This window comes from Agrobacterium sp. V1 (genome assembly GCF_030518355.1).
Lineage (GTDB): Bacteria > Pseudomonadota > Alphaproteobacteria > Rhizobiales > Rhizobiaceae > Agrobacterium > Agrobacterium cucumeris.
Window position 1 is genome coordinate 1,700,283 of record NZ_JAULSF010000001.1, and the last position, 16,966, is coordinate 1,717,248.

A 16,966-nucleotide genomic window follows, 5' to 3' on the forward strand; every position below is an offset into this window, starting at 1 on the left:
GGCCGGGGTCAATTTTTTTGATGGATCGATCCCGCCCGCGCCGGGTTTGAGAAGTCTGCACAAAGGGTTATTCTCCCCCGATAACCGCTGGAGCGAAACAATGTATGACGACATTCCTTCCGTTACCCTGCCATCCGGAAAAGAGGTTCCAGCCCTTGGCCTTGGCACCTGGAACATGGGAGAAAACAGACCGTCGGCGCCTCAGGAGATCGATAGCATCCGCAAGGCGATCGATCTCGGCATGACGCTGATCGATACGGCCGAAATGTATGCCGATGGCCGATCTGAAGAGGTGGTCGGCACGGCAATTGCCGGCCGCCGTGACGACGTGTTTCTGGTCAGCAAGGTCTATCCGTGGAACGCTAGCGCCAAAGGCACGGTGGAGGCCTGCGAGCGCAGCCTTGCAAGGCTCGGCACCGATCATATCGATCTTTATCTGCTGCACTGGCGCGGCGAACACCCGCTCAACGAAACCGTGGCGGCTTTCGAAAGACTGAAACGCGACGGCAAGATCGGCGACTGGGGCGTCTCCAATTTCGATACCGACGACATGGAAGAACTTTTCGCCGTGCCGGATGGCAAAAACTGCGCCGCCAATCAGGTACTTTACAACCTGTCACGGCGCGGCCCCGAGTTTTCGCTGCTGCCATGGTGCCAGGAGCGCGGTGTCCCGCTGATGGCCTATTCGCCCATCGAGCAGGGTCGCATCCTGAAGAACCACGAACTCATCCGCATCGCCAAGGCCTATCAGGCGACGCCGGCGCAACTGGCGCTGGCCTTTCTGCTGGAAAGAGACGGCGTCATCGCCATCCCGAAATCCGCCAGCGCCTCCCGCGTAGAAGAAAACCGCGGCGCAACCGATCTTGAAATAACCGACGAAGACTGGACGGCTCTCGACGCCGCCTTCCCGGTGCCAACGCGCAAGACAGCCTTGGAAATGCTCTGAGAGAACATGGCCTTAAGAGGCGTTCCGGAATCAGGTGCTGAAGCGGTTGAATCGAAATATAAGAACCAGATCGATACCGCGCGTGCACAGAAACCGGCAATGACGGCGCGGCAAACCGCGCCGTCCGGTAGATGCGCTACCCGTTCTATGACGGTATGCGGTGCTCATAGTCTTTCTTGAGCTCCAGCCATGTATCCCAGAAGGGGCCTGGCTCTTTTTCCTGAAGACGGGCGGCGAGAATATCGAGATGCGTGTGCCAGCCGGCGCTGATATTGAGTTTGCTATTCCGATCCCCCAGCCGGCGGTGGATGAGCGTCAGAAGCACCTGCTTGCCCAAAGCCTGAAGCTCGATCGAAACCTCCGCGCCCTCACCCCAAGTGAAGACGAGGCGATGTGGCGGAACGACGGTAATGATGCGTGAGGCCATCTTGTGTTCTTCCGAAAAACCTTCCGGGCGGTGACCCGGCGGATCGGAAAGCTCGTCATTGCGCCAGACCAGTTCGAACGGTGCATCGGGCGCAAGTTTCATTTCACCGGAGGCCAGCCAGCGGCGGCGAAGCTCGCTTTGTGTCAGAAAGGCCCATACCCGGTCGATCGGCCCCGGCAACAGCCGTTCGACCTTCAGCGTCGCAGGTTCGACAAGTTGGCCATAGGCGTCAGGCACTGCAATATCAGTCATTGTCATTTCCTCCATCTGCAGGGGATTTTCCCTGATCTTCCTCCCTGAGCATCTGCTCAAGAATATCGAGGCGGCTGTTCCAGAACTGCCGGTAGTAATCCAGCCACTCCTGCGCGCTTGCCAGAGGTTCCGGCGCTAGGTGGCAGATATGGGTGCGCCCCCTCACCTCCCGGCGGATGAGCCCGGCATTCTCCAATGCCTTGATATGCTTGGAGGCTGCTGCAAGCGAGATGTCGAACGGCGCGGCCAACTGGGTGACCGTCCGCTCGCCACGGGAAAGCTCGCGCAACATCGTGCGCCGCGTCGCGTCGCCAAGAGCATGAAAGACAGTGTCGAGTTGTGGAACAAATAATTCAACCATGTTGTTGAATATAGGCTGCCGATCCAGAAAGTCAACCATATGGTTGAATATAAATCCCACTCACGGAATGCACTGGAATAGCGACGGCAAACCGCGGGCCAAACGGCTGGCAACAGCAGATCAAGCCTTCGGGACGCTATCGGATTGCGAGAAACTCCATTGCCAGCCGTGTCGGCTTTGAAATGTAGACATCGAATTGCAGGAGTGAAACATATGCGCGGGTGCACACCAATATATAAAAGTTCTAATAAGCATAAAGCAATGCAAACAAAAACGTAGATTGATTAGATTGCGCGATTTATATTTACAAGAACGCAACCGGAATGCGTGATGATACTGGAAGATTCATCAGGATCACCAGTATTATGATCGGGAAATATACCAACCAGATGCAAGCGGCCATCCTTTTGGACGGCGACATCGCCTCCTCACCATTGCCGGACCTGGCCAAGCAGTTCCAGACCGTGTTCAATCGGCTCGGTATCGGCCTGACGTGCCCCGCAATATCGCCGGCTTATGTGCAGATGTTCGGGCCGAACGATCTCCAGATCGCTGTCGAGTTCATGACGGGTCCGGCGGATCATGGCGTTTTCGCCCCCACTCTTGGCTCCCCAATCTCGAACATGCTTGTGCCCGATGCCGCAGAACGGATCCGGCGTCATAAAGCCCATATACTGGTCTATGTCCAGCACGGTGTGTTTGGCGGAGTGATGCAGGAAAAGGGTATTGCTGACCTGTTCAACCAGATCGGCATGCACCAGCCGGGCCATTCGCTTGCCGAGTTTCTCGAGCGGATCAGGGCCCTGTCTATCGCCTGCGAAACGATCTGCGCAAGCACACCGGCGCGCCTTGTCCACTGGACGCAGAGCAACATGGTGTTTCCTGCGGAGAGTTTCACGACATTTGTGGAAGAGCCGATAGGTCCGCTGACGGTTCATCCCCGCATTTACAGTGAAACGCCGCCGCGAGGCACCACGGAACAATGCATCGGCATTCACACTCTGGGAGCAGCAGACTATATTGGGCGGGAAATCCACATGGAAGCCGCGCCGGTTCCCTGGACGGAGCTATATGCGGGCGCCTTGAGTTTCATCAAAATCGCGACCCATAAAAACGGCTATATCATCCCCGATAACGATACCTTCGGGATAGAAGACGATTCCGTTTCCTTCCGGGTTCGCCATGTCGAAGCGAACGCCGAACAAAGCCTACCAGATCACTACCAACTAACCCTTCGACACTCCCGTGAACATGGCTATACGACGCAGGATGCCAAACGCCGGCTGGCGGTTCCGGGTGGCGTCAACGGCGTTGAACGGCTGATCGGCACGGCAACGCTGGAAGCACGGGCCGAACTTCGCAAAATGCGCGAAAGCGAAGCGCTTGCCGAAGGTATAGGCGGCCGTCTCGTCGTGACCCGGCCTGCGGATGAGCCACCGCAGCCTTCCGGTCGGAGCGGAACCGCACGCATCATTCCTTTTGGAAAACGCACCGGACGGTAGTTGGAAAAACAAAAGCCCGCGACATAGCGCGGGCTTGAATAATTCCGGGGCACTTGCTTCGAGTACGGGGCTTACATCCCCTGCGAGCCGCGATTCATCGCGGCAATACCCGTGCGGCAGATCTCGATAAGGCCGAGCGGCTTGATGATGGCCACGAACTGATCGATCTTCGACGACTTACCGGTGATTTCGAAGATGAAATGCTCGACAGTCGCATCCACCACCTTGGCCTGAAACGCATCGGCAAGGCGCAGCGCTTCGGCGCGAACTTCGCCCGTACCGGCGACCTTGATCAGCGCCACTTCGCGCTCGATCGGCCGCTCCTGTCCCAGTTCGCGGGCGCGAACGGTGAGGTCGAGAACCCGGTGCACCGGCACGATGCGCTCAAGCTGCGCCTTGATCTGCTCCAGCACGATCGGTGTGCCGCGCGTGACGATGGTGATGCGCGACAGATGCGCCTCGTGTTCCGTTTCCGAAACCGTCAGGCTTTCAATGTTGTAACCCCGGCCGGAAAACAGGCCGATGACCCGGGCGAGAACGCCCGGCTCGTTGCTGACCAGAACCGACAGCGTGTGATTTTCGACGGCAGCCGTTTCCTTCTGGATGAAATAGGCGGAGCCGGTGGGTTGTAGGTGTGCGTTCATGTCCTTTTCCTCTCCCGGCTCAGACTAGCTGACGGCCCTTGGCGTCAATGGCGTTGGCAACAGCTTCATCCGTCGCCTCATCCGGCAACAGCATCTCGTTATGGGCTTTACCAGACGGGATCATCGGGAAGCAATTGGCAAGATTGGCAACGCGGCAATCGAAGATGACAGGCTTGTTGACGGCAATCATCTCGGCGATCTTGTCATCCAGCTCCTTCGGGTCGTCGCAATACATGCCGACTGCACCATAGGCTTCCGCCAGCTTGACGAAATCAGGCATGGCTTCGGTATAGGAGTTCGACAGACGGTTACCGTGCAGCAGCTGCTGCCATTGCCGCACCATGCCCATATACTGGTTGTTGAGGATGAAAATCTTCACCGGCAGACCGTACTGGATGGCGCAGGACATTTCCTGAATGCACATCTGGATCGAGGCATCACCCGCAATGTCGATAACCAGCGCTTCGGGATGTGCGACCTGCACGCCGATGGCCGCCGGCAGGCCATAACCCATGGTGCCAAGACCGCCCGAAGTCATCCAGTGGTTCGGCTCCTCGAAGCCGAAGAACTGTGCCGCCCACATCTGGTGCTGGCCGACTTCGGTCGTGATGTAGGTGTCGCGTCCCTTCGAAGCCTCATAAAGCCGCTGCAAGGCATATTGCGGCATGATGACGTCTTTGGAATTCTTGTAGGCGAAGGAATTGCGGGCGCGCCAGCGCTCGATCTGCGACCACCAGTCGGCCGTCTGGGCTTTCTCCGGCTTCTTCGGCAAAGCGCGCCACAGGCGAACCATATCTTCCAGGACATGGCCGACATCACCGATAACAGGCACATCGACACGAACCGTCTTGTTGATCGAGGATGGGTCGATATCGATATGGATCTTCTTGGAGTTCGGCGAAAAAGCATTGATGCGACCGGTAATCCGGTCGTCGAAACGCGCGCCGATGCAGACCATGACGTCGCAATCATGCATCGTCATGTTGGCTTCGTAGGATCCGTGCATGCCCAGCATGCCGAGCCAGTTCTTGCCGGATGCCGGATAGGCGCCGAGGCCCATCAGGGTCGAGGTGATCGGGAAACCGGTCAGCTCGACCAGTTCGCGTAGCAAACGGGTAGCTTCCGGACCGGAGTTGATAACGCCACCACCAGTGTAGAAAACCGGCTTTTTCGCCTTGGACATCAATTCGATGGCCGCGTGAATGGCATTGAGATCGCCCTGGACCTTCGGCTTGTAGCTCTTCTGCTGAACGGCGGCAGAGGGCGGCGTGTAGGTGCCGGTGGCGAACTGGATGTCCTTGGGAATATCGACAACGACGGGACCGGGGCGACCGGTCTGCGCGATGCGGAAGGCTTCATGGATGATGCCCGCCAGCTCGTTGACGTCCTTGACCAGCCAATTGTGCTTGGTGCAGGGGCGCGTGATGCCGACGGTATCGCATTCCTGAAACGCATCGGAACCGATCAGCGATGTCGGAACCTGGCCGGACAGGCAGACGAGCGGGATGGAATCCATCAGCGCATCCTGCAGCGGCGTTACCGCATTGGTGGCGCCGGGACCCGAGGTGACGAGCATGACGCCAACCTTGCCGGTGGAGCGGGCATAACCTTCGGCAGCGTGGCCGGCGCCCTGCTCGTGACGCACGAGAATGTGCTGAATGTCTTCCTGCTGGAAAATCTCGTCATAAATCGGAAGCACGGCGCCGCCGGGATAACCGAAGATGTGCTCGACGCCATTGTCCTTCAGCGCCTGGAGCACGATCTCCGCACCTGTCATGCGATTGCTGTTTTCCGTATTGTCCTTATCCGTCATTGCCTGTTTCCATCCCGCTTTGGCTTTGGATATCGAGGAGCCCGAGGGCCTGTTTGAAGACATAAAAAAAGGCCCCTTAAGGAGCCTCGTTCAGCGCATGGGTGCTTTCGCCGGATGGTTACACCATCCTGCCCATGCGCCGTCCCACCACGATAAGTACGTTAAGATTTTTCATGGGCCGGAGTGTTAGCCACAAAAGCCCCAGCCGTCAACGCATATTGCGGAAAAAATCGGCGACCGCTTCTTTTATTACTTAAAACCCCCAGTCGACGAAATTTTCGAACGCAATTGATACACCTGTTGTTAAATATAATCTTTTATTATCGAGGGCGCAGGTATTGCCCGAACCACCGCGCTCATCCGCATGTCCCGGGATAAGATGTGAGTAATAACGAGTTTCATAAAGCGTCCGGCATGGACGAAACCGAACGGCGATCCGCTCTGCAACCGGCAGACCGCATGCTTGGCCGCGTCATCGCCTGCGACGGCGCCCATGCCACCATCGCCGCGGAAACGGAACCGGGCTCCACCGATGTTGCGCAACTCTGGTCCGTCGGACGGCTGATCTCCATCGAAATGGGCACGAGCCGTGTCGCGGCCCTCGTCTTCGCCATGCGCACCGATGAGAGACAATGGTCCTCGGACAGGTCGAACAGGTTGCTGATCGACGTCGAACTTATGGGAGAGGTTTACCGCACCGATGACGGCAGCGAACGGTTTTCCAGCGGCATTTCCCGTTATCCCTATCTTGGTGCCGTGGCCCACCGCATCCGCACCGGCGACCTTGCCAGGATCTACGACAGCGGCAAGCGTGACAGCTGCATCATCGGCAAGCTGACGCAGGATGATACGATCGGCGCGGCCATCAATATTCCGCAGATGCTTTCGAAGCATTTCGCCGTCGTCGGTTCAACCGGGGTCGGCAAGACCACTGCGGTTTCGCTGCTCTTGAACAAGGCAATCGAGACGGACCCGAAACTGCGCGTCCTCATTCTCGATCCGCACAACGAATTTGCAGCCGCTTTTCCCGATCATTCTGTAGTCATCGATACCGATACGCTCGACCTTCCCTTCTGGCTGATGCGCCTTGAGGAATTTGCGGAAGTGGTTTTCCGTGGCCGCAAGCCTGTGCCGGAAGAGATGGACGTTCTGCGTGACGTCATACCCGAGGCGAAAAAGGCATTTCGCGGCACGGATGGTTCCGCCGTCCGCCGCACCTCCGACAAGAGCGCGATCACACCGGATTCGCCTGTGCCCTACCGCATGGCCGATCTTCTGGCCTCCATCGACGAGCGTATCGGGCGGCTGGAAGGACGCGGTGAAAAGCCGGCGCTCCGTTCCCTGAAAAGCCGGATCCTCTCGGCCATCAACGATCCGCGCTACAATTTCATGTTCTCCAGCAATACGATCAGCGACACCATTCTGGAGACGGTGGCGCATGTTTTCCGTATTCCCGGGGAAGGCAAGCCCATTTCAGTGTTCCAGCTCTCGGGCATCCCCTCCGAGGTGGTGAACTCGGTGGTCTCCGTTCTCTGCCGCATGTCGTTTGAGCTGGCGGTGCTGGCACGCGGCTCGCTGCATATGCTTGTCGTCTGCGAAGAAGCCCACCGTTATGTTCCTGCCGACCCCGAGCGCGGCTTTTTCCCGACCCGGCAGGCGATCGCCCAGATCGCCAAGGAAGGCCGCAAATACGGAATTTCACTCGGCGTCATCAGTCAGCGGCCCAGCGAGCTGGATCAGACCATCCTGTCGCAATGCTCGACCGTTTTCGCCATGCGGCTGTCAAACGAGATTGACCAGAAGATCATTCTGTCGGCCGTGCCCAACGCCTCGGCCTCGACCACCAGCTTTCTGTCCTCCATCGGCAATGGTGAAGCCATCGCCTTCGGTGAAGCCGTGGGGGTGCCGATGCGCATGCGTTTTGACCGGGTGCCGACAATCAAATTGCCGAAGGCAAGCGGCACGGTCAGCCACGTACCGCACGAAACACCCGATACCGTCGATCTCAATACTATTGTCACCCGCATGCGCGCCACCGCCCGGCCGGTTATCACCGGCTTCCAGCAAAGTGTCGAAGCGGCCTTTTCCGATCTGCCGGAATCGCTGGTAGCGCCGGGAGAAGCGGACGATATCGATCGCTGGAAGCGAGAATTGGGAACACCCGCAGCGGAGGGCTATGAGCCTTATCGCCCGGACATGCTGCCCGGACGCACAGCGCCACCGCCACAAAATCCGGAGAGGATCGACAGCGCCTCCGGTGCCGTCAACGACTTGCGCCGGGCCGGTTTCCAGATGCAGACGCAAAATGGTCCCCCGCCGGCCGATACACGCCCGTCGCTGCGCGAAAGCCTCCTGAAAAAGCCGCTCGGCAGCCTCTATCGCAAGGACTGACGCCAGCCTTCAGGGCTGGATACGCGTCCAGTCCTCCCCCATCTGGTTGCGGAACCAGGTCATCTGCCGTTTGGCATATTGGCGGGTCGCCGCCGCCGATTTTTCGATCACCTCCGCCTCGCTCATGCGTCCGGCCAGCATCTCGGCGATCTGGGAAACGCCGATCGCCTTCATTGCCGTCGCATCGGGCGCGAGCTTGAGAGCCAGAAGCGCCTCGACCTCCTCCACCGCGCCACTTTCCATCATCGCCTCGAAACGACGGTTGATACGGTCATGCAGCACCGGCCTGTCGGGCAGAACGACGAATTTCTGCGCCCGGTCGGGGTCAACGATCACCGGGCCGCTGGCTTTCTGGTAATCCCGGATCGATTTTCCGGTCGCTTCGATCACTTCCAGCGCCCGGACGATACGCTGGCCGTCTCCCGGCTGCAGAGCCTTTGCCATTTCGGGATCGCGGCTCGACAATTCCGTGTGGAGAACCGCCGGGCCCAATTCAATCAGCCGGCCGCGCAGCCTGTCGCGGATTTCGCCCGGGATGACAGGCATATCCGACAGCCCCCCGGTCAGCGCCTTGAAATAAAGCCCCGTGCCGCCGACGATGACGGGAAGACGTCTCTGCCCCTTCAGATCCGAAAGCAGCACCGAAATATCCCGCAGCCATTCCCCCGTGGAATAAAGGCTGCTCGCCGGCACATGGCCGTAAAGCAGATGCGGCACGCCCTGCATTTCATCTTCCGAAGGCCGGGCGGTCAGCACCCGCAGCGTGTCGTAAACCTGCATGCTATCGGCATTGATGACGACGCCATTCCGCTCCCGCGCCAGACGAAGCGCAAGCGCGGACTTGCCGCTTGCCGTCGGGCCGGTTATCAGGATCGCATCAAAATTCTCATCAAGGTTTTTCATCATGGCTCTCGTTGCCACGCTTATCGCCAATCCGTCAAATCCTGTTCTGACACCGGCCCTCGGCGAAGCCGCCGCAAAGGCCGTCAATGCGTCAGGTCTTTACTGGCTGGCGGATGGCATCGCCTGCGATATCTCCCTGCCTTCCGGCACCGATGCGCAGCAGGCCCGCACCGCGATTGCCGGCGCGATCGCTGGCCAGCCGATCGATATCGTCATTCAGGAACAGGATCAGCGCCGCAAGAAACTGCTGATCGCCGATATGGATTCGACCATGATCGGCCAGGAATGCATTGACGAGCTGGCCGCCGAAGTCGGCCTGAAAGACAAGGTCTCCACCATCACCGCCCGCGCCATGAATGGTGAGATCGCTTTTGAGCCGGCGCTCCGGGAACGCGTGGCGCTGCTGAAAGGCCTGTCGGTTTCGGTCATCGACGACGTCATCGAAAAGCGCATCACGCTGACATCAGGCGGCAAGGAACTGATCGCCACCATGAAGGCCAAGGGCTATTACACCGCCCTCGTTTCCGGCGGCTTCACGGTTTTCACCGGCCGCGTCGCAGCGATGCTCGGCTTCGATGAAAACCGCGCCAATCTGCTCGGCGAAGCCAATGGCAAGCTTGACGGCACCGTTGCCGAACCCATCCTCGGCAAGCAGGCCAAGGTGGACGCGCTGAACGACATCGCCGCAAAGCTTGGCATCTCGCCGGAAGAGGCGATGGCGGTCGGCGATGGCGCCAACGATCTCGGCATGCTGCATCTGGCCGGCGCGGGTGTTGCCCTGCACGCCAAGCCCGCCGTCGCGGCCGAGGCGCAGATGCGCATCGACCACGGCGACCTGACCGCGCTTCTTTACATTCAGGGTTACCGCAAGACGGATTTTGTCACTCCATGATCATCCGCGAAACACCAAGGCTCATTCTGCGCGAGTGGAAGGAGAGCGACCGCGACCTGTTCCGCGAAATCAACGCAGACGAAAAGGTCATGGAGTTTTTTCCCTTCCGTCGCAGCCACGCGGAAGCGGACACCGTACTGGAAACCATCAACGGCATGATCCGTGGCAGCGGTTATGGCTTCTACGCCATGGAACTGCGCGAAACCGGCGAAGTCATGGGCTTCTGCGGCATATCGCCCGTCATGAACCTCGATCCGCCTTTCCCGCTCGGTACCATGGAGATCGGCTGGCGGCTCGCCACCCGTTATTGGGGCCACGGCTATGTCACCGAAGCCGCACAATCGCTGCTCGTCATGGCCTTTGATGAAAAGGAAACGCCGGAAATCGTCTCCTTCGCCGTCCACGACAACCACCGCTCGACCCGCGTGATGGAGCGCATCGGCCTGAAGCGTGATCCGTCACGCGATTTCGATCATCCGCGCGTGCCTGATGACACCCATCCGCATCTGCGTCCGCATGTGACCTATGCGCTGACGCTGGCGGAATGGCGGGAACGACAGTCGCAATAACGCCCTTCCCGCCAGTCTGGAACCTTACTTCACCGCCGCATTGCCGCCATCCGCAAACAGCGCCGCCCCGGCAACGAAACTCGACATCGGGCTGGCGAGGAAAAGGGCTGCCTGCGCCAGTTCTTCCGGCTCGGCGATGCGTTTCATCGCATGCAGGCCTGCCGCCCATTCCTTCTGGGCCGCATCTCCGGCCATGGGTGTGTCGACCCCGCCGGGAAGCAGCCCGTTGGCGCGAATGCCCTGCACGGCATAATCGGCGGTAATGCCTTTCACCAACCCCATCAGCGCCGCCTTCGACGTGCCATAGGCCGCCATGCCGGGTATGCCGGCACTGGTGCCGACGAAGCTCGAGATAAAGACGATCGAGCCACCGCCCCGCTTCAGCATCAACGGAATCTGGTGACGCGCACCGAGATATGCGGAAGTGAGATTGGCTGTGATTACATGATCCCATTCCTCGGCGGAAATCTCCGCCAGCGGCTTCATGGCGCCGACCGCGCCTGCATTGTTGACGGCGATATCGAGACCGCCGAAAATGCTTACGGCCGCATCCGTCAGCCGGGAATGAGTTTCCTCAAGATTGACATCGCCGACAACGGCATGGACACGGCCACCGATCTCGCGAATCCCGGCGGCAACCTCTTCCAGTGCCGCAGCACCCCGCGCATTGATGACGACGGCTGCCCCTTGCGAGGCAAACAACCTCGCCGTCGCCCGGCCGATGCCGGATGACGCGCCAGTGATGATGGCAACCTTGTTTTCGAGTAATTTCATATCCTTGACCTCCATTGATGGAGACCAAGGATTAGAGAGGGGCCGGGATCACAACCACCCGATTCCTGCCGAACCGGATGGAAAGCGCCTTACTCCAGCGGCAGCGCCACCACGCGCAGATTGCCCTGTGCATCGGCAACCATCATATGCGCATTCTTGCGGCCTTCGGATTTCAGGCCGTTGATGCGAACCAGCACGTCGCCGGGAACTTCCATGAAATCCTGACCGACTTCGACGATGATATCGCCCGGTTTCATGCCCTTCTGTTCGGCCGGCGAACCCGTATCGACGCTTGCGACCAGCACACCTTCAACGCTTTCGGCAATGCCCTTTTCCGTGCGCAACTCATTGCTGAGAACGACCAGGTTCATGCCAAGCACGCTCTGCGGCGCTTCACGCACTTCCGGCGTCTGGTCCTGCGCCTGATCGTCGGTGCCGCCATCATCATCAGGGGCGACCACGCCGCCATCGCCGTCTTCGGCTTGCGGGTCTTCGGTCGCGGCCTTTTCGTCGGTCGTATCCTGCAATTGGCCGAGCTTGACCTTGACGGTCTCCTCCTTGCCGTCGCGCAGGATCACCACATCGACTTCCTTGCCAACCGGGCTTTCCGCCACGATTCGCAAGAGATCACGCATTTCATGAATGTCCTTGCCGTCGAATTTCAGCACGACATCGCCGGCCTGGATCGGGCCGTTCTCCACCGGGCCGCCTTTGGCCACACCGGAGATAAGCGCACCCTTGGCGCTTTCCATGCCGAGGCTTGCGGCCACATCGTCGGTGACCGGCTGAACACGAACGCCGAGCCAGCCGCGACGGGTCTCGCCGAATTCGATCAGCTGCTGCACGATATTCTGCGCAAGCTCCGTCGGAACGGCAAAACCGATACCGATCGAACCACCACTCGGCGAAATGATCGCGGTATTGATGCCGATTACCTCACCCCTCATGTTGAAGAGCGGACCACCCGAATTGCCCTTGTTGATCGCCGCATCCGTCTGGATGAAATTGTCATAGGGGCCCGCATTGATGTTGCGGCCGCGCGCGGAAATGACACCGACAGTCAGCGAACCGCCAAGGCCGAAGGGGTTGCCGATGGCCATTACCCAGTCGCCGATGCGCATGCTGCGCGAATCGCCGAACTTGACGGCCTTCAGCGGCGTTTTTGGCTCTACCTTCAAGACCGAAAGGTCGGTCTTGGTATCGGTGCCAACAAGCGTTGCCTTCAGCTTCGAGCCGTTCGGGAAAATCACCTCGATGGCATCAGCACCCTCGATGACGTGATTGTTGGTGACGACATAGCCGGCGGGATCGATCACGAAGCCGGAACCCAGCGAGTTGACCTTTTCACCGCCCTCCGGCTTCTGGCTGTCGAAATAATCCTTGAAGAATTCCTGGAAGGGCGACCCCTCCGGCAACTTTGGCGGAACAGGACCCTTGCCCTCGGTCTTGACGTTCTGCGACGTCGAAATATTCACCACCGCATCCAGCAGCGGCTCGGCAAGATCGGCAACAGACTCCGGCCCATGGCTCTGCGCCCTTGCCGCAACCGGCGCCGAAAGGCTGCCCGCCACAAGCGCGATGCCCGCGACTGCGGCAATGCTGTTGCGAAAAGGCGAAAGAAGGGTCACGGCCATAAGCGTCCTCGCGTTTCAGATAGTCTCGCCTTGCATATATCGACAAAGCATAAGGCGGAATGATGAAGTGTAAAAATACCTTTTCGTGAACAGGCGGATGATGCCTTGCCCCTGCCCACAGCATTGGCACGAAACGGGAGTGAAAAGAAAGGGCCGGCCAAAACCAGTCCTCAGATTACCAACAGCGGCCGCCAAGCCCTCTCCTCGGCCATCCCTCGGGTCGTGCCTGAGGACGACGTCGTGCGGGGGCTGTCAAAAAGAAAGGGCCGGTAAAACCGGCCCTTTCAAACTCTCTTGATCCGATATCAGTTCGCCGGCGCGGGCGCCGCGGGTGCGGCAGGAGCCGCAGACGGCGCGCCGTTGATGTTGTTGAAATAACGGAAGAAGGTCGAATCCGGCGACAGGACCAGCGTCGTGCCGGTACCGGTCATCGAATTGGCATAGGCGGCCATCGAGCGATAGAACTCGAAGAAGTTCGGATCGCGCTGGAAAGCCTCGCCAAATATGCGGTTACGATTGGCATCGCCTTCACCGCGCAGCACTTCAGACTGACGACGCGCATCGGACTCGAACTCGACGACCTGACGGTCGGCGATAGCGCGGCGACGCTGGGCTTCTTCATTACCGCGGGCGCGGATGAGTTCAGCTTCAGCCAAACGTTCCGACTTCATGCGCTCGAAGGTCTGCTGCGACACTTCCTGCGTCAGATCGGTACGGCGGATGCGGACATCCACGATGCTGATGCCGAGCGATTCCGCGTCAGGACGCAGATCATCACGCACTTCCTGCATCATCGATGCGCGTGCATCCGAAAGCGCCGATTCAAAGCCGCGAAGACCGTAGACCCGGCGCAAAGATGCGTCGAGACGGGTGCGAAGACGCGATTCGGCCGACATCTGGTCACCCGAGACCGTCTGTCGGAAACGGCGTGCGTCCGTAATGCGATAGACGACGAAGGCGTCTACTTCATAGAACTTGCCGCCCGAAACCTGAACACGGATATTGTCGTGATCGAAGCGCAGCGCCCGGTTCTCGACATATTGCACCCGGTCGGCATCCATGAAGGCGAAGGGCAGCTTGAAATAGAGGCCCGGCGCGGTTTTCACATCCTGGATCTGACCGAAACGCACGACGATGGCCTGCTGGCGCTCGTTGACGACGAAGATCGATGAATAGCCGAGGAAAAGCACGGCGGCGAGACCGACGAGAATGGCCGTAAGACGGTTACCCATATCAGTTGCCTCCCTGCTGTGCTGCGCCCGTATTGCCGCGCATGATCTCATTCAGAGGCAGATAAGGCACCACGCCCTGCTTTTCGTCGATGATGACCTTGTTGGAGCCCTTCAGGACCTGTTCCATGGTTTCAAGGAACATGCGCTGACGGGTCACATCAGGTGCCGTGCGATACTGGTCGTAGATGGAGATGAAGCGCTGCGCCTCACCCTCAGCCTCGTTGACGACACGCGACTTGTAAGCGTTCGCTTCTTCAACGATCTGTGCTGCCTGACCGCGTGCCGCACCCAGTTTCTGGTTGGCATACTGGTTGGCTTCCTGAACGAAACGGTCTTCATCCTGCTCGGCGCGCTGCACTTCATCAAAGGCATCGGCCACTTCGCGCGGCGGTGCCGCATCTTCGATGGCGACCGCATTGATGGAAATGCCGGCGCCATAACCGTCCATGGTGGACTGGATGATGGTGCGGACGTCGCCGGCAATCGCCTGACGGTTATCGCGGAAAATATCCTGCGCCGGACGACGGCCAACCACTTCGCGCATGGCGCTTTCGGAAACCTGTTGCAGGGTTTCCGCCGGGCTGTCGACATTGAAGAGATAGGATTTCGGATCCGAAACGGTATAGAGCACCGAGAACTGAACGTTGACGATGTTCTGGTCGCCGGTCAGCATCACGCCGCTCGACGACGAAGACGAGGCGCGCGAACCGATATTCTGCTGCTGCTCGGTGACCTTGACGATTTCAACCGTCTCGATCGGCCACAGATGGAAATGCAGGCCCGGCATCGAGATTTCATCCTTGGGACGTCCGAAACGCAGCTCAACGCCACGCTCGTCCGGCTGGACGGTATAGATGGACTGGATGCCGAGGAAAACGAGGATGACAAGAACGAGGATCGCAACCGCGCCGCCGTTAAAGCCACCCGGCAGGACATTCTTGAAACGGTCCTGGCTGCGCCGGATGATCTCTTCCAGATCAGGTGGGCCGCCATTGTTGCCGCCACCGCCGCCGCGAGGCCGGTTAGGCCCCTGCCCCCACGGGCCGCCACCGCCGCCCTGGTTGTTTCCTCCACCGCCGCCGCCCCAAGGGCCGCCGCCGCCATTCTGATTGCTCCAGGGCATCAATACCTCTTTATAAAAGCCTCTCCCGGTTCCGTTCGAAAGCGATTGCTCGCGTGCGGCGGGAATATCGACCCGTTATAGGAAGGAGAAGCGTCCGTTTCAACGCAGAGGTGGTAACTAAATACCCAATCAGGGTAAATAGTTCACTTTGACGCGGCTCTTCGCAAATAAGTGGTGAACAGAACCGGATAATTGTCCCTTTCCCCTGCGGGAACGGCATTCTCGTCGGTTTTTTCGAAGACCTCAGGATCGATATCCGGAAAAAAAGTGTCGCCATCCAGCTTTACCGCCACATGGGTGACGGAAAGTTGATCGGCAAATGGCATGGCCTGGCGATAAATCTCGCCGCCGCCGGCCACGAAAACCTCATCGACACCCAGTTCCGCAGCCTTGTCTTTGGCAAGCTTCAAAGCCTCGTCCAGCGACGAGACCACATCCACGCCCGCCGGCCTGTAATCGGCATTGCGGCTGACGATGATATGCGGCCGGCCCGGCAAGGGGCGCTCACCGACAGACAGAAACGTCTTGCGGCCCATGATGAGCGGCTTGCCCATCGTCATCGCCTTGAAGCGCTTGAGATCAGTGGAAAGCTTCCACGGCATATCGAGGTCGCGGCCGATAACGCCGTTTTCCGAGACGGCAACGATGATGGTGACGCGTGGCTCGCTCATACTGCGATCGGTGCCTTGATGCTTGAATCGGCCTCGTAATTCTCCAGCGTAAAGTCTTCGAACTTAAAGCCGAAAAGGTCCTTCACATCAGGGTTAAGGCGCATTGTCGGCAAGGCCTTCGGGGTTCGCGTCATCTGCAGCCGCGCCTGTTCGAAATGATTGGCATAGATATGCGCGTCGCCAAGCGTATGGACAAAATCACCCGGTTTCAGACCGGTCACCTGCGCCACCATCAGCGTTAGCAGCGCATAAGAGGCGATGTTGAATGGCACGCCAAGGAAGATATCAGCCGAGCGCTGATAAAGCTGGCAGGACAATTTGCCATCCGAAACATAGAACTGGAACAGGCAATGGCAGGGCGGCAGCGCCATTTCGTCCACCAGCGCCGGGTTCCAGGCCGAAACGATGTGGCGGCGGGAATTGGGGTTGGTTTTCAGCGCCTCGATCAAAAGCGCGATCTGGTCGATATGACGACCATCCGGTGCCGGCCACGAGCGCCACTGCGCGCCATAGACCGGGCCGAGATCACCGTTTTCATCGGCCCACTCATCCCAGATGGAAACACCATTGTCCTTGAGATAGGCGATATTGGTGTCGCCCTTCAGGAACCACAGCAATTCATGGATGATCGAGCGCAGATGCAGCTTCTTGGTGGTGAGGACCGGAAAGCCCTGCGAAAGGTCGAAACGCATCTGGTAACCAAAGACCGAGCGCGTGCCGGTGCCGGTGCGGTCTCCGCGGTCGGAGCCGGTATCCATCACATGCCGGAGAAGATCGAGATATTGTTTCATGCGTTCTGCCGCCGATTCCCTGATATCAGGAGAATATAATA

At 59.1% G+C, this 16,966-nt stretch carries 16 protein-coding genes; 5 read left to right on the plus strand and 11 right to left on the minus strand.

What is annotated here, in order from left to right; genetic code table 11:
- The first annotated feature begins 100 nt into the window (after positions 1–100).
- Positions 101–946, plus strand: a complete 846-nt coding sequence (locus QSV77_RS08375) for an aldo/keto reductase (RefSeq protein WP_302733116.1) — start codon at positions 101–103, stop codon at positions 944–946.
- A 145-nt stretch (positions 947–1,091) separates the two neighbouring features.
- On the opposite strand, the gene QSV77_RS08380 is transcribed toward QSV77_RS08375, so the two are convergent.
- Together QSV77_RS08380 and QSV77_RS08385 are read right to left on the minus strand one after the other, a co-directional pair.
- On the minus strand, positions 1,092–1,625 hold the full coding sequence (locus QSV77_RS08380; RefSeq protein WP_302733117.1) for an SRPBCC family protein: 534 nt from the start codon (positions 1,623–1,625) through the stop codon (positions 1,092–1,094).
- Positions 1,618–1,986, minus strand: a complete 369-nt coding sequence (locus QSV77_RS08385; RefSeq protein WP_302733907.1) for a helix-turn-helix transcriptional regulator — start codon at positions 1,984–1,986, stop codon at positions 1,618–1,620. Before QSV77_RS08385 ends, QSV77_RS08380 begins: the two co-directional genes overlap by 8 nt.
- A gap of 365 nt (positions 1,987–2,351) precedes the next feature.
- Between QSV77_RS08385 and QSV77_RS08390 the strand changes: the two genes are divergently transcribed.
- Positions 2,352–3,488, plus strand: a complete 1,137-nt coding sequence (locus tag QSV77_RS08390) for a hypothetical protein (protein WP_302733118.1) — start codon at positions 2,352–2,354, stop codon at positions 3,486–3,488.
- A gap of 71 nt (positions 3,489–3,559) precedes the next feature.
- On the opposite strand, the gene ilvN is transcribed toward QSV77_RS08390, so the two are convergent.
- Positions 3,560–4,132 (minus strand): acetolactate synthase small subunit, encoded by a 573-nt coding sequence (ilvN, locus tag QSV77_RS08395; protein WP_003507555.1) that lies wholly within the window; start codon positions 4,130–4,132, stop codon positions 3,560–3,562.
- 19 nt (positions 4,133–4,151) lie between these two features.
- The gene (locus tag QSV77_RS08400) at positions 4,152–5,945 is read right to left on the minus strand and encodes an acetolactate synthase 3 large subunit (RefSeq protein WP_269703068.1); all 1,794 of its coding nucleotides are present in this window, start codon (positions 5,943–5,945) and stop codon (positions 4,152–4,154) included.
- Positions 5,946–6,326: 381 nt separating this feature from the next.
- On the opposite strand from QSV77_RS08400, the gene QSV77_RS08405 reads away from it, so the two are divergent.
- Positions 6,327–8,336, plus strand: a complete 2,010-nt coding sequence (locus QSV77_RS08405; protein ID WP_302733120.1) for an ATP-binding protein — start codon at positions 6,327–6,329, stop codon at positions 8,334–8,336.
- A gap of 9 nt (positions 8,337–8,345) precedes the next feature.
- Here QSV77_RS08405 and miaA read toward each other — a convergent pair whose 3' ends face one another.
- A complete protein-coding gene (gene miaA / locus QSV77_RS08410; RefSeq protein ID WP_302733121.1) occupies positions 8,346–9,242 on the minus strand; it encodes a tRNA (adenosine(37)-N6)-dimethylallyltransferase MiaA in 897 nt (298 codons plus the stop codon).
- Between miaA and serB the strand changes: the two genes are divergently transcribed.
- Complete coding sequence (gene serB / locus QSV77_RS08415) at positions 9,241–10,131, plus strand: phosphoserine phosphatase SerB (protein WP_302733122.1); 891 nt, start codon at positions 9,241–9,243, stop codon at positions 10,129–10,131. The two genes, miaA and serB, sit on opposite strands and share 2 nt — an antisense overlap.
- Complete coding sequence (locus QSV77_RS08420; protein WP_302733124.1) at positions 10,128–10,700, plus strand: GNAT family N-acetyltransferase; 573 nt, start codon at positions 10,128–10,130, stop codon at positions 10,698–10,700. Before serB ends, QSV77_RS08420 begins: the two co-directional genes overlap by 4 nt.
- Before the next feature lie 24 nt (positions 10,701–10,724).
- Here the strand turns inward: QSV77_RS08420 and QSV77_RS08425 are convergent, their stop codons facing one another.
- The 6 genes from QSV77_RS08425 to QSV77_RS08450 form a co-directional block, all read right to left on the minus strand.
- Positions 10,725–11,474, minus strand: coding sequence for an SDR family oxidoreductase (locus QSV77_RS08425; protein ID WP_271362134.1), 750 nt, complete (start codon positions 11,472–11,474; stop codon positions 10,725–10,727).
- A gap of 89 nt (positions 11,475–11,563) precedes the next feature.
- On the minus strand, positions 11,564–13,108 hold the full coding sequence (locus QSV77_RS08430; protein WP_302733125.1) for a Do family serine endopeptidase: 1,545 nt from the start codon (positions 13,106–13,108) through the stop codon (positions 11,564–11,566).
- A gap of 305 nt (positions 13,109–13,413) precedes the next feature.
- Entirely contained in the window at positions 13,414–14,340 is a 927-nt protein-coding gene (gene hflC, locus QSV77_RS08435; protein WP_142840233.1) for a protease modulator HflC, read from the minus strand.
- A gap of 1 nt (position 14,341) precedes the next feature.
- Positions 14,342–15,463 carry an FtsH protease activity modulator HflK gene (gene hflK / locus QSV77_RS08440; RefSeq protein ID WP_142840234.1) on the minus strand — a complete coding sequence of 374 codons (1,122 nt, stop codon included), beginning with the start codon at positions 15,461–15,463 and terminating at the stop codon, positions 14,342–14,344.
- A 143-nt stretch (positions 15,464–15,606) separates the two neighbouring features.
- Positions 15,607–16,134: a dihydrofolate reductase gene (locus QSV77_RS08445; RefSeq protein ID WP_302733126.1), complete on the minus strand. Its 528-nt coding sequence runs from the start codon at positions 16,132–16,134 to the stop codon at positions 15,607–15,609.
- Positions 16,131–16,925, minus strand: coding sequence for a thymidylate synthase (locus QSV77_RS08450; protein WP_142840236.1), 795 nt, complete (start codon positions 16,923–16,925; stop codon positions 16,131–16,133). The genes QSV77_RS08445 and QSV77_RS08450 overlap by 4 nt, the downstream gene beginning before the upstream one ends.
- Positions 16,926–16,966 lie beyond the last annotated feature (41 nt).

What these genes read in the sequence shown, in the direction of transcription:
- hflC (WP_142840233.1), bottom strand. Translation starts at nt 14,340, where the DNA reads ATGGGTAACCGTCTTACGGCCATTCTCGTCGGTCTCGCCGCCGTGCTT.
- QSV77_RS08375 (WP_302733116.1), top strand. Translation starts at nt 101, where the DNA reads ATGTATGACGACATTCCTTCCGTTACCCTGCCATCCGGAAAAGAGGTT.
- QSV77_RS08430 (WP_302733125.1), bottom strand. Translation starts at nt 13,108, where the DNA reads ATGGCCGTGACCCTTCTTTCGCCTTTTCGCAACAGCATTGCCGCAGTC.
- QSV77_RS08390 (WP_302733118.1), top strand. Translation starts at nt 2,352, where the DNA reads ATGATCGGGAAATATACCAACCAGATGCAAGCGGCCATCCTTTTGGAC.
- QSV77_RS08425 (WP_271362134.1), bottom strand. Translation starts at nt 11,474, where the DNA reads ATGAAATTACTCGAAAACAAGGTTGCCATCATCACTGGCGCGTCATCC.
- QSV77_RS08445 (WP_302733126.1), bottom strand. Translation starts at nt 16,134, where the DNA reads ATGAGCGAGCCACGCGTCACCATCATCGTTGCCGTCTCGGAAAACGGC.
- QSV77_RS08400 (WP_269703068.1), bottom strand. Translation starts at nt 5,945, where the DNA reads ATGACGGATAAGGACAATACGGAAAACAGCAATCGCATGACAGGTGCG.
- QSV77_RS08450 (WP_142840236.1), bottom strand. Translation starts at nt 16,925, where the DNA reads ATGAAACAATATCTCGATCTTCTCCGGCATGTGATGGATACCGGCTCC.
- hflK (WP_142840234.1), bottom strand. Translation starts at nt 15,463, where the DNA reads ATGCCCTGGAGCAATCAGAATGGCGGCGGCGGCCCTTGGGGCGGCGGC.
- serB (WP_302733122.1), top strand. Translation starts at nt 9,241, where the DNA reads ATGGCTCTCGTTGCCACGCTTATCGCCAATCCGTCAAATCCTGTTCTG.
- QSV77_RS08420 (WP_302733124.1), top strand. Translation starts at nt 10,128, where the DNA reads ATGATCATCCGCGAAACACCAAGGCTCATTCTGCGCGAGTGGAAGGAG.
- QSV77_RS08385 (WP_302733907.1), bottom strand. Translation starts at nt 1,986, where the DNA reads ATGGTTGAATTATTTGTTCCACAACTCGACACTGTCTTTCATGCTCTT.
- QSV77_RS08380 (WP_302733117.1), bottom strand. Translation starts at nt 1,625, where the DNA reads ATGACTGATATTGCAGTGCCTGACGCCTATGGCCAACTTGTCGAACCT.
- miaA (WP_302733121.1), bottom strand. Translation starts at nt 9,242, where the DNA reads ATGATGAAAAACCTTGATGAGAATTTTGATGCGATCCTGATAACCGGC.
- ilvN (WP_003507555.1), bottom strand. Translation starts at nt 4,132, where the DNA reads ATGAACGCACACCTACAACCCACCGGCTCCGCCTATTTCATCCAGAAG.